A 13,090-nucleotide genomic window follows, 5' to 3' on the forward strand; every position below is an offset into this window, starting at 1 on the left:
TCCGATGCCGATGGCATCACTCAACCCCGCCGGTCCACGACGGAGGATCGCTGGCGGGAAAGGAATCGATGCCGGCGCGTTCGACGTCGTCGAGCGGCTCGGGCGGGCGTCGATGACGGACGAGTTCAGGATCGGGAGCGTCGGCGATGGCCAGCGCATCCGTGACCAGTCGGGCGAGCCCGATCGCGTTGCTCGGATGACTGACCGAATCGGAGGAGACGATCCTGCCGCAGAGCGGCGCCAGGCGCGTATAGGAATCACCGGCGAAGATGCCGTGCACGACAGCGACGTCGGGTCGTGCGAATCCAAGCGGCGGCAGCTTTCGCGCCGCCTCGATGAGCGTATTGCCGGAGGAGGCGATGTCGTCGACCAGGACGGGCTGCAGCCCGCTCGATGAGGAGAGGTCGGGAAACGCGATCTCGACGTCGCGGTCGCCATGCCGGATCTTACGCAGCACCGCATGCGGCGCGCCGATCTTTGCGGCGATGGCCGACACCCATTGCTCGCTTTCCTCGTCCGGACCGATGATCAGCGGATCGGCAACCGACGCGGCGATCCACTCCGCCAGGAGCGGCGCCGCATGCAGCGTCAGCGCCGGGATTTCATAGAGCGCGGACAGCGCCGGATAGCGGTGCAGGTGCGGATCGACGGTGACGAGCCGGTCGAAGCTGGACGAGATCAGGCGCGCAAAGGTTCGGGAGGTGATGGCCTCACCCGACCGGAAACGCCGATCCTGCCGCATATAGGCCAGATATGGAGCGATCAACGTCACCGCGGTGGCGCCGAGCGATCGGGCCGCGTCAGCGAGAAAGACGAGCCGGAGGAAGCCCTCATCGGGGCGAGCGAGCGTCGAGACCAGAAGAACCGATTTTGCTGCGACGTCGCACGCGAGGCGGACATAGCTCTCGCCGTCCGGGAAACTGCGCGTCTCGATCGCCCCCAGCTCGCCGGCGCCAGCGTTCGCAAGTGCTTGCGCAAATGCTTCATTGCCGGGGAGAGCAATGATGACGGGGACGGAAGTCATCTGGGCTGTGGCAGGGGCCATCATCGTTCTTTCGCAGTCTCGTTCCGGCGTGCAGCACGACGCGCGGTCAGCTCATGATTTCTTGCCCAAAGGCGAAGACAGGTCTCAGATAAAGCCCGCACGGAAGCTCGATTCTTTAATCGAGATTAAGTTCTTGCCATTGCGTGCCAACTCGGCCTCGCGTGGGAACGGCATTTCCGGTCATGCACGAAGGGATGCATAAAGGCTCCGGGCAGCACCTTTCCGGACGCAATCTTGATCTGAGTTAAAGTTCCGGCCTTCCCAGGCGCGCATTTTGACGACCAAGCAGGCTTCAAGTGACTTTTAGCAGAGAACCTTGTCGATCCTGATGCTCAATAGACGCGGCGATCCATAACGCGCCTGGCTGATGACATAAATCGCATTGGCCGTCGCGCGCGAGAGAAGTACGGGAATGCGGCCCATGGAGAATGAGAACAAGGCGCCCGCGAAGCGGGTCTTCAAGTTCGACATCCTGTATTTTATTGCGGTCTTCTTTGCCGTTCTGCTGATCCGGGATCTGCTTGTCGGCCAAGGCCACATCGAGGACATTCCGTACAGCGAGTTCCAGAGGCTGATCGAAAGGGACGGCGTCGCCGACCTGGTGGTCGGACCGACGGAGATCACCGGCGCTTACAAGCCGCCTATCGAGAAGGATGCGCCCCAGCATTTCTCCACGGTTCGCGTCGATCCGCAGATCGCCGACGTGCTAACCAAGCGCAACATTTCCTTCTCCGGCAAACCGGCGCCGGGCCTCTTCGAAAACCTGCTCTCCTGGCTGATGCCGGCTGCGGTATTCGTGCTGATCTGGATATTCCTGCTGCGGCCGATGATGGCCGGACAGCATGGCGGCCTGATGAGCATCGGGCGCAGCCGGGCGAAAGTCTATGGCGAGAAGTCCGTGAAGGTGACGTTCGCCGATGTGGCGGGCGTCGATGAAGCCAAGCAGGAGCTCGCCGAAGTCGTCGGCTTCCTAAAGGACCCGGCAACCTATGGCCGGCTCGGCGCGCGCATTCCCAAGGGCCTGCTTCTCGTCGGTCCGCCCGGAACCGGCAAGACGCTCCTCGCGCGTGCCGTCGCCGGGGAATCGGGGGTTCGCTTCTTTTCGATTACCGGTTCCGAATTCGTCGAGATGTTCGTCGGTGTCGGCGCTTCGCGCGTGCGCGACCTGTTCCAGCAGGCGCGCGCGCAGGCCCCGGCCATCGTCTTCATCGACGAACTCGATGCGCTCGGTCGCGCCCGCGGCGTCGATATGCCGGGCGGTGGACATGACGAGAAGGAGCAGACGCTCAATCAGCTGCTCGCCGAGATGGATGGCTTCGACCCGAGCGTCGGCATTATCGTTCTCGCCGCGACGAACCGGCCAGAGATTCTCGATCCCGCGTTGCTGCGCGCAGGTCGCTTCGATCGCCAGGTTCTGGTCGACCGCCCCGATCGTCAGGGCCGGATCGACATACTGAACGTGCATCTGAAGAAGATCAGCGTGGCGCCCGAACTCGACGTCGCGGCGGTCGCGGCGCTCACGCCCGGCTTCACCGGCGCCGATCTCGCCAATCTGGTCAACGAGGCCGCGCTTGTGGCCACGCGCCGCGGCGCGAGCGCCACCGTGCTCGACGATTTCACGCAGGCCGTGGAACGTATCGTCGCCGGCCTGGAGAAGAAAAGCCGAATTCTCATTCCACGCGAGCGCCAGATCGTCGCCAATCACGAGATGGGGCATGCGCTCGTCGCCATGGCGCTTCCCCAGACCGACGTGGTGCAGAAGGTCTCGATCATCCCGCGCGGCATTGCTGCGCTCGGCTACACGCTCCAGCGGCCGACCGAGGATCGCTTCCTCATGAGCCAGTCCGAATTGCAGGATCGCATGGCGGTGCTGCTTGGCGGTCGGGCCGCCGAAAGCCTGGTGTTCGACGAGATTTCGACAGGCGCGGCGGACGATCTCGTCAAGGCGACGGACATCGCACGCAACATGGTGGTCCGGTTCGGCATGTCGAAGGAGCTCGGACAGGTCGCATATGAACCGGAGACCGGCAGCTTCCTCGTCGGACAGACCCCGGCCTGGCGACCGCGCACCTATAGTGATGAGACGGCCGAGGCCATCGATCACATGGTGAAAGACCTGATTGACAGCGCCTTCCAGAAGGCACGCGCGATCCTCGAGCGCAACCGATCCGTGCTCGATACCAGTGCGCGCGAGCTTCTTGCGCGCGAGACGCTCGGCCCCGACGAGCTCGCCAAGCTGACCACGGGTCTCGAGCGCGAGGCACCGCGAAAGCCAGGTCTCGCTCTGGTCGAATGATGCGGATCGAAAATCGCCGGATAGGCCTGCTCGACGGGCGCTCGCTGTTTAAGGGAATCTAAGGTGCGCAGATCATCCGTTGTCGTCATCGCCGTGTTGGTTGGCACTGCTGTGGCCGGCGGCTATGTCTATTGGCTCGGTACGCAGAACCGGGTTCCAGCAGGCCTGGCGCGAGTGAATGGAAGGATCGAGGTCGAGCGGGTCGACATCACCAGCAAGTATGCCGGGCGACTGGCTGAAGTCCTGGTCGACGAGGGCGCGAACGTCAACAAGGGCGACGTGCTTGCCCGCCTCGATACGAGCGAGATCCAGGCCCAGTTGACGGCCGCGCGCGCCGCCGTCCATCGCAGCCATCAGAGCGTCGCCAGTGCGCAAGCGAGTGTTGCCCTGCGCGAGGCTGAACTCAATCTTGCGCGAATCGAACTCCAGCGGGTCGTCAACCTCATGCGAACGAACACTTCGACCCAGGCCGAGCTCGATCGCCGCACGGCGCAACGCGACATCTCAAGCGCGTCTCTGCAGACCGCTAAAGCCGCGGTTGAGGACGCCAAGGCCTCGGTCGAGGTTGCCGAGGCGCAGGTCAGCCAGATCGAAGCCGCCATTGCCGACATGACGTTGAAGGCCCCGGTATCCGGCCGCGTCGAGTACCGTCTCGCCCGAACCGGCGAGGTCGTCGGCGCCGGGGGGCGCATATTGACGGTCTTCGACCTCTCGGACGCCCATATGACGATCTATCTTCCGACGGCCTCTGCCGGTCGTGTGGCGGTGGGCTCGCAGGCCCGCCTCGTGCTGGACGGCCCAGGCGGCTACGTCTTGCCGGCGATCGTGTCGTTCGTTTCGGCCGACGCGCAGTTCACACCGAAATTCGTGGAGACGGCGAACGAGCGCGAGAAGCTGATGTATCGCGTCAAGCTGCATCTCGACCCGGCGCTGGTCACCTCCGAGCGCGGCTATGTCAAGGCGGGGATGACCGGCAACGCCTATGTTCCGGTGACCCCAGACGCGCTTTGGCCGACCGAACTTGCGCCGAGGCTGCCCGATGGAGGCTGAGCCCGCCACTGCCGTCAGCCTGTCGGGCGTCCAGCATGCCTATGGGAAGGTGATCGCTCTTCGCAATCTGGCTCTGACCGTTCTGCCCGGGTGCAAGCTCGCCATCGTCGGCCCGGATGGGGTCGGCAAGTCGACCTTGCTCGGCTTGATCGCGGGGGTTCGCCGCATTCAGCGCGGTTCGGTCAATGTGCTGGGCGGCGACATGGCTTCGGCGGCGCACCGCAACGAGGCCGCGCCCCGCATCGCCTATATGCCGCAAGGGCTCGGACGCAATCTCTATCCGACCTTGTCGGTCTACGAGAACATCGACTTTTTCGCCCGGCTCTACACCCAGCCGGACGATGGTCGGCGTCGACGGATCGACGAGCTCATGCGGGTCACGGGGCTGTTTCCGTTCGCCGAACGACCGGCGGGGAAACTCTCCGGCGGGATGAAGCAGAAGCTCGGGCTGTGCTGCGCGCTGGTTCATGATCCCGATCTCCTCATTCTGGACGAACCGACGACCGGGATCGATCCGTTGTCGCGCCGCCAGTTCTGGACGTTGATCGGACGTATCCAGGCCGAGCGGCCGACCATGACGGTGATCGTGGCGACCGCCTACATGGAGGAGGCTGGCGCCTTCGATCGAATCGTGGCGATCGACGATGGCGCGATCATCGCTGAAGGAAGTCAGACGGACCTGCTTGCGCGCACCGGCGCCACCACTCTCGAACAGGCCTATATCGAGCTACAGCGTCCGGAACGGCGCGGGGTGCGCGCGGCGCCGTCCGTCCCACGTCTCGAACCCGACGGCGGCCCTCCAGCCATCGTGGCCGAAGGCCTGACGATGCGGTTTGGCGATTTCACCGCGGTCGACCATGTCAGCTTTCGCATCGAGCGCGGCGAGATCTTCGGCTTCCTCGGCTCCAATGGCTGCGGCAAGACGACGACGATGAAGATGTTGACCGGGCTGCTTCCGGCGACCGAAGGTCATGCCGAGCTCCTGGGCAAGCCGGTCGATGCGCGCGACATCTCGACGAGGACGCGAATCGGCTACGTCTCGCAATCTTTTTCGCTTTACGAAGAGCTGACCGTGCGCGGCAATCTCGAACTGCACGGTCGACTCTGCGGCATCGGCGGCAAGGGGCTGGGTGAGCGGGTCGATGAGGCCTTGTCGCGCTTCGAGCTCGGCAATGTCGCCGAGATGCTGCCGGACGCCTTGCCCTTGGGCATGCGCCAGCGCCTTCAGCTGGCGGCGGCGTGCCTGCATCGGCCGGACGTCCTGATCCTGGACGAGCCCACATCGGGCGTCGATCCGGCGGCCCGCGACCGCTTCTGGAGCCTTCTGCTCGAGATGTCGCGCCGCGACGGAGTGACGATCTTCATCTCGACGCATTTCATGAACGAGGCCGAGCGCTGCGACCGCGTCTCTCTCATGCATGCGGGCCGCGTGCTGGCGGTCGGCGCGCCACGGGAGCTCCAGGCCGCACGTAAGGCCGCAAGCCTCGAGGATGCCTTCGTCGCCTGTTTGGAAGATGCGGCGGGTACGGGTGCCGGCGAGCCGTCCGTGACTGATGAAGCGGTCGGCGTGGTCGAGCCGACCTCAGTGAGGCTGAACAACAATGCCGAGGTGGCGCAAACGCCGCGCCTTGCTTCGATGAAGCGGATCTGGACGTTTGCACGCCGGGAGGCGCTCGAGCTCAGCCGGGATCGCATCCGGCTGGCCTTCGCCCTGATCGGTCCGCTGCTGCTCATGGCGGCGTTCGGCTACGGGATATCGTTTGATATCGAAGGTTTGCGCTACGCGGCGCTCGACCGCGACCAATCTCTGGAAAGCCGGGCGTTCCTCGACCAGTTCTCGAACTCGCGGTACTTCGTCGAGCAGGCACGTCTGAACGACGATGTCGAGATCGACCGGCGCCTGCGCGCCGGCGAGATGAAATTCGCCATCGACGTCCCGCCCCGCTTCGGCCGCGACCTCTTGCAAGGCCGCCGGCCCGAGGTCGGCTTCTGGCTCGACGGCGGCAATACCTTCCCCGCCGAGACCGCGCGCGCCTACATTCTTGGCACGCTTCAGACCTATGCCGGCATGCTGGCGCGCGCCCCTCGTGGCGCCAACGGACTGCCGGCCGAGACGCTGCGGGTCGAGCCGCGCTTTCGTTACAATCAGGATTTCCGTTCCGTCTTCGCGATCACGCCGGGATCGATCATGCTGCTGCTGATCATCTTCCCGGCGATGCTGACCGCCCTCGGGGTTGTGCGGGAAAAGGAGATGGGGTCGATCGCGAATGTCTATGCGTCGCCGGCGACGGTCGGCGAGTATCTACTCGGCAAGCAGCTCCCTTATGTTGTGATCGGCGTCCTGAGCTATCTCAGCCTGCTGGCTTTCGCCGGTGGCGTGCTGGGCGTCGTGCCGAAGGGCTCGCTGCTGGCGCTCTCGCTCGCAGCCCTGGTCTATGTCTACGCCGCGACGGCATTCGGGCTTCTCGTTTCCGCCTTCGTCTCGACCCAGGTCGCCGCGATCTTCGGCACCGCCATTATGACGGCGATGACCGCAGCGCATTATTCGGGCTTCCTGATCCCGGCCTCCTCGCTCGAGGGGCCGGGCCGCATCATGGGCCTGTCCTTCCCGCCGCTTTGGTTCCAGACCATCAGCCTCGGCGTGTTCGCCAAAGGTCTCGAAACGCCAGCGTTCGCCCGCGAGCTTCTGGTGCTGGCGGCGTTCGCGCTTGGATTCCTGCTGCTGGCGCGGCTCTTGATCCGCAAGCAGGGGGCGTAGCGATGCGGCGCTGGATCGAAAACGCCTTCCGTCTCGGCGTCAAGGAATTCGCCAGTCTGTCGCGCGATGTCGTGATGGTGGTGCTCATCGGCTACGTCTTCACCTTCGCTGTCTATTCCGAAGCGACAGCGATGCGAACTGACGTCGACGACGCCAAGGTGGCCGTCATCGACGGCGATCGCTCGACCCTCTCGGGCCGGATCAAGGACGCGCTGCGGCCTCCCTATTTTCGGCCGGCGGTCGAGATCGACCGCTCGAGCCTCGACGGTTTGATGGACAAGGGCGCTTTCACGTTCGTTCTCGACATTCCGCATGGTCTGGAAGCCGATTTTCTCGCCGGCCGCAACCCGACCGTTCAGGTCAATGTCGATGCCACCAGCATCTCACAGGCCGGCGTCGGCACCGCCTATATCCAGGAGATCGTCGCGCAGGAGACAACACGCTTCCTCAAGCAGGCCCCCGTCGAGACGCTCGCCCCCGTCAAGCCGGTGATCCGCGCGATGTTCAACCCGAACCTCGAAGCCATCAGCTTCACGGCCAGCATGGGCGTCATCAACAATGTCACCATCCTCGCCATCATTCTGGTCGGTGCCGCGGTGATGCGGGAACGGGAGCATGGAACAATCGAGCATCTTCTGGTTATGCCGGTGAGCGCCAGCGAGATCATCGCCGGCAAGATCTGGGCAAACGGGCTGGTCATATTGCTGGCAGCCGCGTTCTCGCTTCACGTCGTGGTCGAGGTTGTCCTGCGCACACAGATCGTCGGCTCGATCGAACTGTTTCTTGCCGGAACGGCCATTTATCTCTTCGCCGTGACGTCGCTTGGCATCCTCCTCGCCACGGTCGCGAACTCCATGCCGCAATTTGCGCTGCTCTCCATCCCGGTCTTCGTGCTCATGTTCCTGCTGTCCGGCTCCTTCACGCCGTTCGAGAGCATGCCCCGAGCCCTGCAGCTGATTATGGACCTTTCGCCGTCCACGCATTTCGTGCGTTTCGCACAAGCTGTACTCTACCGCGGCGCCGGTCTCGATGTGGTCTGGCGCGATCTTCTGATCATGGCGGGCCTTGGCGCGGGCTTCGTCGCGATTGCCCTTTATCGTTTCAAAGCCATGCTCGCCCGCCAATCGTGACGATCGCCGTCTAAGCATATCGCACGACACGCGCAACTGCGCGTATTCCTGTTCCGGCAGTTATCGGCTCGCTGCCGGTTCCGGCATCAGGAGCCGGGGCAGCCGGATACTGGCCAGCAGTGTCCCCAGAACAAGCAGCGCGGCGAGGACGAAGCTCGCATCGGGCAGGATCGGCAGATTGAACAGCGCGCCGCCTGCGACTGATCCAAGGGCCTGACCAAAACTCGCGGCGGCGGTCATGCGGCCGAGTTGCGCTCCCTGGCTGGTCGGGATGCCAAACGACGCCCAGTAGGTTGCGACCGGAGACAGCATGCCGGCACTCGCGGCCACCAGCGCGACGGCGACCGACATCAAGACCGAGGTACTAACGACCGAAACGACGACCAGCCCGATGGCAAGCGTCGCCAAACCAGGCGCGATGAACCAGCGCGTGAGCTCCGGCTTGATGAGAGGCGAGAACACCAGGGCCTGGACGACCGCCATCACGAGGCTGCATTCGGCGAACATGATGCCGATATGTGCGGCATCTAGGCCGAGGACCTTGCCGCGCAGCGCCAGTCCGACTTCGAAAACGCCGATCGCGAGCGCCGTCACCAGCGCGATCGCCAGAAGCCGCAGCATCGCCCGCCGTTCGAGCTGTGTGGCGTCCGTTGGTGCATCGCCGCTCTCGCGCCGCGTTCCGGAGGGAAGGAGGAAAAGCACCAACACGGCCGCGATCACGGCCAGGCCTGTCGCCGTTAGCAATGGCATTGCCAGCGAGCTGTCGGGAGGGAGTGTCCAGAGGCTTCCAGCGACACGCACCGCCAGCCCCCCGAGCAAAGGCCCGATGAAGAAGCCGGCGGTTCCAGCGATGTTGATCAGCGCGAAGCGATGGGCGCGCCATTCTTTCGACGGGGCATAGTCGCCGATCAGCGCATACGCGACCGGGGTGATGGCGGCGGCGAAGAACCCGGCAAGAAAGCGGCCGAGATAGAGAAGAGGCAGGCTTGCTGTGATGGCGAACAATCCGGAGGTCGCGGCAAAACCCAGAAGGCCCATCAGGATGATCGGCTTGCGGCCACAGCGATCGGAAATGCGTCCCCAGACCGGCGCGCCGACGAAGATCGCAATGATGTAGACGCCCGTCAGCAGCCCCGTGTGCCATGAAAGAGCCTTCGGCGTGCTCCTGCCGGCGATCTGCTCGATCAGGAAGGGCAGGATCGGCAACGCGACACCATAGCCGACGGTGATCGCGAACATCGCGACGAGGACCGCTGAGAGCGCGCTCCAGCTCAGTCGGGTGGGTTCAGCCAGATCCATGCCGATGCGACCTGCTGCCCAACCCGCAGCCCGAGCGATCGGGCATCGTCGACATCCGCAGATCGGGCGGAACGAAGAGCTGGCCGAATCTTTCGGGCATTCGAGGCCACCCTGCACCAGCCATCGCTGGCGAGGTCAACGGTGAGGATACGTGAGGGTAAGCCTCGTCGACAAGAATCCGATCCCCCGTGCCATTTGAGACGTCAGGAACGGTGACGGCCAGGAACAGACTGAGGCCTGGCTGGTCTGGCGAGCAGCTCAAAGAGCGGACGCTTGTCATGAAACGGCCTTCATGCCTTGGCGCCTGTAAAAACGCAGGAACTGCGCATTGATGGCAACGATGATGGTGCTGGCTGACATGAACACCGCGGCTATGGCCGGCGTCATCAGAAAGCCCGTGCCGAACGTGATGCCGGCGGCCATAGGGATGGCTATGGTATTGTAGCCGGTTGCCCAGATGAGGTTCTGCACCATCTTTCGGTAGGTCGCACGTGACAGACCGAGGATCGCCGCGACATCGCGCGGATCGCTCTTGACGAGCACGACATCCGCCGACTCCACGGCCACATCCGTGCCGGCTCCAATGGCCACGCCGAGATCCGCCTGGACGAGCGCCGGCGCATCGTTGACGCCGTCACCGACCATTGCCACCGACAGGCCCCGAGCCTGAAGCTCCTTGATCTTGTCGGACTTCTGATCGGGCAGCACCTCCGCGAAGTACTCGGCGATCCCCAGTTCCTTCGACACGCTCTCGGCTACGCCCTTTGCGTCGCCCGTCAACATGACCGATTTGATGCCGAGCTGGGTGAGTTCCGCGATGGCGTCTTTCGATTCCGGTCGGACGATGTCGGCGAGCGCGAAGAGCGCACGCGCTTCGCCGTTGCGCACCAGCGCCACCACCGTTTTGCCCTGCGCTTCGAGCTGCTTCAGCCTTTCATGTGTGATGGGTTTGCCCTGTCGTGCAAGATGGCCGGGGCTGACGATGCGAATGTCCTGCCCGTCGACCTTCGCGACGATGCCTTCGCCCGTGATATTGCTCACCTCGCTGGCTTTCTGAATGTTGATATTCCTGCGTTTCGCTTCAGCCACGATGCCGTGAGCGATCGGGTGCTCGGACTGACTCTCAGCTGCCGCGGCAAAGGCAAGCTCGGCGTTCTCGTCGCCACCCGCGAGCAGCACGACGTCGCTGACGCCGAAGCGCCCCTCGGTCAGTGTGCCGGTCTTGTCCAAAACGACTGCTTGAAGATTGCGGGCACGTTCGAACGCCGCCCGGTCACGGATCAGAAGACCATTGCTGGCGCTCAGCGATGTGCTGACGGCGACCACCAGCGGCACGGCAAGCCCAAGGGCATGCGGGCAAGCCACGACCATCACGGTGACCATGCGTTCCAGTGCGAACTCAAGCGGCGCGCCAAGCCAAAGCCACCAGACGAACAGCGTTCCGAAGCCGACGACCAGGGCGATGTAGGTCAGCCAGGCGGCCGCCCTGTTGGCGATATCCTGTGTCCGCGAACGCGTTGCCTGCGCTTTCTTCACGAGATCGATGACCTGGGCGAGATAGGTCGCATCGCCTGTCTTCGTCACTTTGATGGTCACGGCGTTGGCGCCGTTGATCGCACCGCCGATCGCCGTTGCGCCGACCGTCTTGGTGACGGGACGCGATTCGCCCGTCAGCATCGCCTCGTTGAAGCCGGACGAGCCCTCGACGATTTCGCCGTCGACCGGAACCTTGGCGCCCGGGCGGACGATGACGCGATCACCGGGCTTGAGAGCGGAGATCGGTACCTCGTGCATCTTGCCGTCGTCGTCGATGCGGGTCGCGCTATCGGGCAAGAGGCGAACGAGCTCTTCCAGGGCGCGCGACGCGCCCATCACGGAACGCATTTCGATCCAGTGACCGAGCAGCATGATGGCGATGAGGGTGACGAGCTCCCAGTAGAACGCTTCGCCCGGAAAACCGAACGTGACAGCGGCGGAGAAAAAGTACGCAGCCGAGATCGCCAGCGCGATGAGCGTCATCATGCCGGGCCGCCCCTTGCGCAGCTCGGAGAAGAAACCGGTCAGAAAGGGCCAGCCACCATAGAAGTAGGCGATGGTCGACAATGCGAACAGGACCCATCCGTCGCCTGGGAAGGAGAGCACGCCCGAGAGTCCGAGCCAGTCTCTTATCATCGGAGAGAGCAGTAGCACCGGAGGGGTAAGCACGAGGGTCACCCAAAACCGGCGGCGAAAGTCCGCAACCATGGCGCCGTGGTCGTGGCCGGCGTGATCCGAATGGCTGGACCCTGCCGCAGCAACAATGCTGGAAGCGACTTGCCCGGCTTCCTGCGCTGCTTCGCCGGACGCATGGTGGTTATGATTGCGGTGATCGTGATGGGAGTGCGGTGAACTCATTTTTCCTCGTCCGTATGAGCCCGTCCAGACGTCCATCACAGCGGGCTACAGGGGTTCTGCCGCACTGATCAAGGCTTTGGAAGAGACAATGTTTAGATGTGCAACCTCGCTGCCAAACGCGCGCGAATCTTTAATCCAGATCAAGTTCTGGCTTCGCACGGCGTCGGCGTGCGTGGTAAAGATCAATGGAAGTGGCCGGCCAACCACTATGCCGACTTGACGATCGTGCCGGCTTTGCCCTCCAGAATCGCGCGGGCATCTTCCAGGCGTCCGATGCCCGCGATCCGGCCGGGTGTCCCGGCGAACTGGCAAGCGGCTTCCACTTTTGGCCCCATGGACCCGGGCGGAAACACAAAAGCCGCCAACTCGGCCGGTTGCGCCGCTCGAACCGGTCGCTGATGTGGCGTGCCCCAGTCGAGATAGACGGCATCGACGTCGGTCAGCATCAGGAATGCATCGGCGGCGAGGTCCGCGGCGAGCAGGCCGGCAGCACGATCCTTGTCGATAACGGCCTCCACGCCCTGAATGCCGCCCGAGATGTCCCGAACGACGGGAATACCACCACCACCGACGCAGATCGTCACCACACCAGCATCGACCAGCAGGCGGATTACCTCCATCTGGACGATGCGTTTCGGCAGTGGTGACGGCACCACTCGCCGCCACCGCCCGGGAGCCTCTTCTGTCATCGCCCAGCCATGCGCAACGCGCGCGCTCTCGGCTTCTGGCCAATCGTAGATCTGACCGATAGGCTTTTCCGGCCGGCCGAACGCGGGATCGTCCGGGTCAACCTCGATATGGGTCAGCAATGTCGCCAGCCTTGTGCCTTGTGGAAGCGCATTGGCCAGTTCCTGCTCGACCAGATAGCCGATCATTCCGATGCTCTCGGCGCTGATGACGTCGAGCGGGTAGGGAGCAACATCCTTCAACGCCGTCGCCTGAAGGGCAAGCAGACCGACCTGCGGTCCGCTTCCATGCGCCACGACGATGTCGTGATGCGCGGCAAGGTCGGCAAGCGCCGCCGCAGCCTTGCGCACATTGGCGCGCTGCACCTCCGCCGTCATAGGCTCGCCTCGCTTGAGAAGGGCGTTGCCGCCCAGCGCAACAACGACCCGCAC

Annotated in this window: 8 protein-coding genes; 4 read left to right on the forward strand and 4 right to left on the reverse strand. The window is 64.0% G+C overall.

The genetic code is table 11. The annotated features are described in order from the left end of the window. Positions 1 to 16 precede the first annotated feature (16 nt). Positions 17 to 1,045 (reverse strand): ribose-phosphate pyrophosphokinase, encoded by a 1,029-nt coding sequence (locus CRO48_RS04770; protein ID WP_235969349.1) that lies wholly within the window; start codon positions 1,043 to 1,045, stop codon positions 17 to 19. Positions 1,046 to 1,466: 421 nt separating this feature from the next. Between CRO48_RS04770 and ftsH the strand changes: the two genes are divergently transcribed. The 4 genes from ftsH (at position 1,467) to CRO48_RS04790 (ending at position 8,279) form a co-directional block, all read left to right on the forward strand. Further along, a complete protein-coding gene (ftsH, locus tag CRO48_RS04775) occupies positions 1,467 to 3,341 on the forward strand; it encodes an ATP-dependent zinc metalloprotease FtsH (RefSeq protein ID WP_077546188.1) in 1,875 nt (624 codons plus the stop codon). 63 nt (positions 3,342 to 3,404) lie between these two features. Next, positions 3,405 to 4,391, forward strand: a complete 987-nt coding sequence (locus CRO48_RS04780) for an HlyD family secretion protein (RefSeq protein ID WP_077546189.1) — start codon at positions 3,405 to 3,407, stop codon at positions 4,389 to 4,391. Next, a complete protein-coding gene (gene rbbA / locus CRO48_RS04785; protein ID WP_077546190.1) occupies positions 4,381 to 7,149 on the forward strand; it encodes a ribosome-associated ATPase/putative transporter RbbA in 2,769 nt (922 codons plus the stop codon). Before CRO48_RS04780 ends, rbbA begins: the two co-directional genes overlap by 11 nt. Positions 7,150 to 7,151: 2 nt before the next feature. After that, the gene (locus CRO48_RS04790) at positions 7,152 to 8,279 is read left to right on the forward strand and encodes an ABC transporter permease (RefSeq protein WP_077546191.1); all 1,128 of its coding nucleotides are present in this window, start codon (positions 7,152 to 7,154) and stop codon (positions 8,277 to 8,279) included. A gap of 60 nt (positions 8,280 to 8,339) precedes the next feature. Here the strand turns inward: CRO48_RS04790 and CRO48_RS04795 are convergent, their stop codons facing one another. The 3 genes from CRO48_RS04795 to arcC form a co-directional block, all read right to left on the reverse strand. After that, the gene (locus CRO48_RS04795) at positions 8,340 to 9,578 is read right to left on the reverse strand and encodes an MFS transporter (RefSeq protein ID WP_077546192.1); all 1,239 of its coding nucleotides are present in this window, start codon (positions 9,576 to 9,578) and stop codon (positions 8,340 to 8,342) included. Positions 9,579 to 9,854: 276 nt separating this feature from the next. Continuing rightward, entirely contained in the window at positions 9,855 to 11,972 is a 2,118-nt protein-coding gene (locus CRO48_RS04800; protein WP_077546193.1) for a heavy metal translocating P-type ATPase, read from the reverse strand. Between the two features lie 206 nt (positions 11,973 to 12,178). After that, a complete protein-coding gene (arcC, locus tag CRO48_RS04805) occupies positions 12,179 to 13,090 on the reverse strand; it encodes a carbamate kinase (RefSeq protein ID WP_077546219.1) in 912 nt (303 codons plus the stop codon).

The organism is Rhizobium subbaraonis, assembly GCF_900220975.1.
In the GTDB taxonomy this organism is placed as follows: Bacteria; Pseudomonadota; Alphaproteobacteria; order Rhizobiales; family Rhizobiaceae; genus Mycoplana; species Mycoplana subbaraonis.

Excerpts from the sequence above, each read along its gene's own strand:
- CRO48_RS04770 (WP_235969349.1), bottom strand. The coding sequence starts at position 1,045 with ATGGCCCCTGCCACAGCCCAGATGACTTCCGTCCCCGTCATCATTGCT.
- CRO48_RS04795 (WP_077546192.1), bottom strand. The coding sequence starts at position 9,578 with ATGGATCTGGCTGAACCCACCCGACTGAGCTGGAGCGCGCTCTCAGCG.
- ftsH (WP_077546188.1), top strand. The coding sequence starts at position 1,467 with ATGGAGAATGAGAACAAGGCGCCCGCGAAGCGGGTCTTCAAGTTCGAC.
- rbbA (WP_077546190.1), top strand. The coding sequence starts at position 4,381 with ATGGAGGCTGAGCCCGCCACTGCCGTCAGCCTGTCGGGCGTCCAGCAT.
- CRO48_RS04800 (WP_077546193.1), bottom strand. The coding sequence starts at position 11,972 with ATGAGTTCACCGCACTCCCATCACGATCACCGCAATCATAACCACCAT.
- CRO48_RS04790 (WP_077546191.1), top strand. The coding sequence starts at position 7,152 with ATGCGGCGCTGGATCGAAAACGCCTTCCGTCTCGGCGTCAAGGAATTC.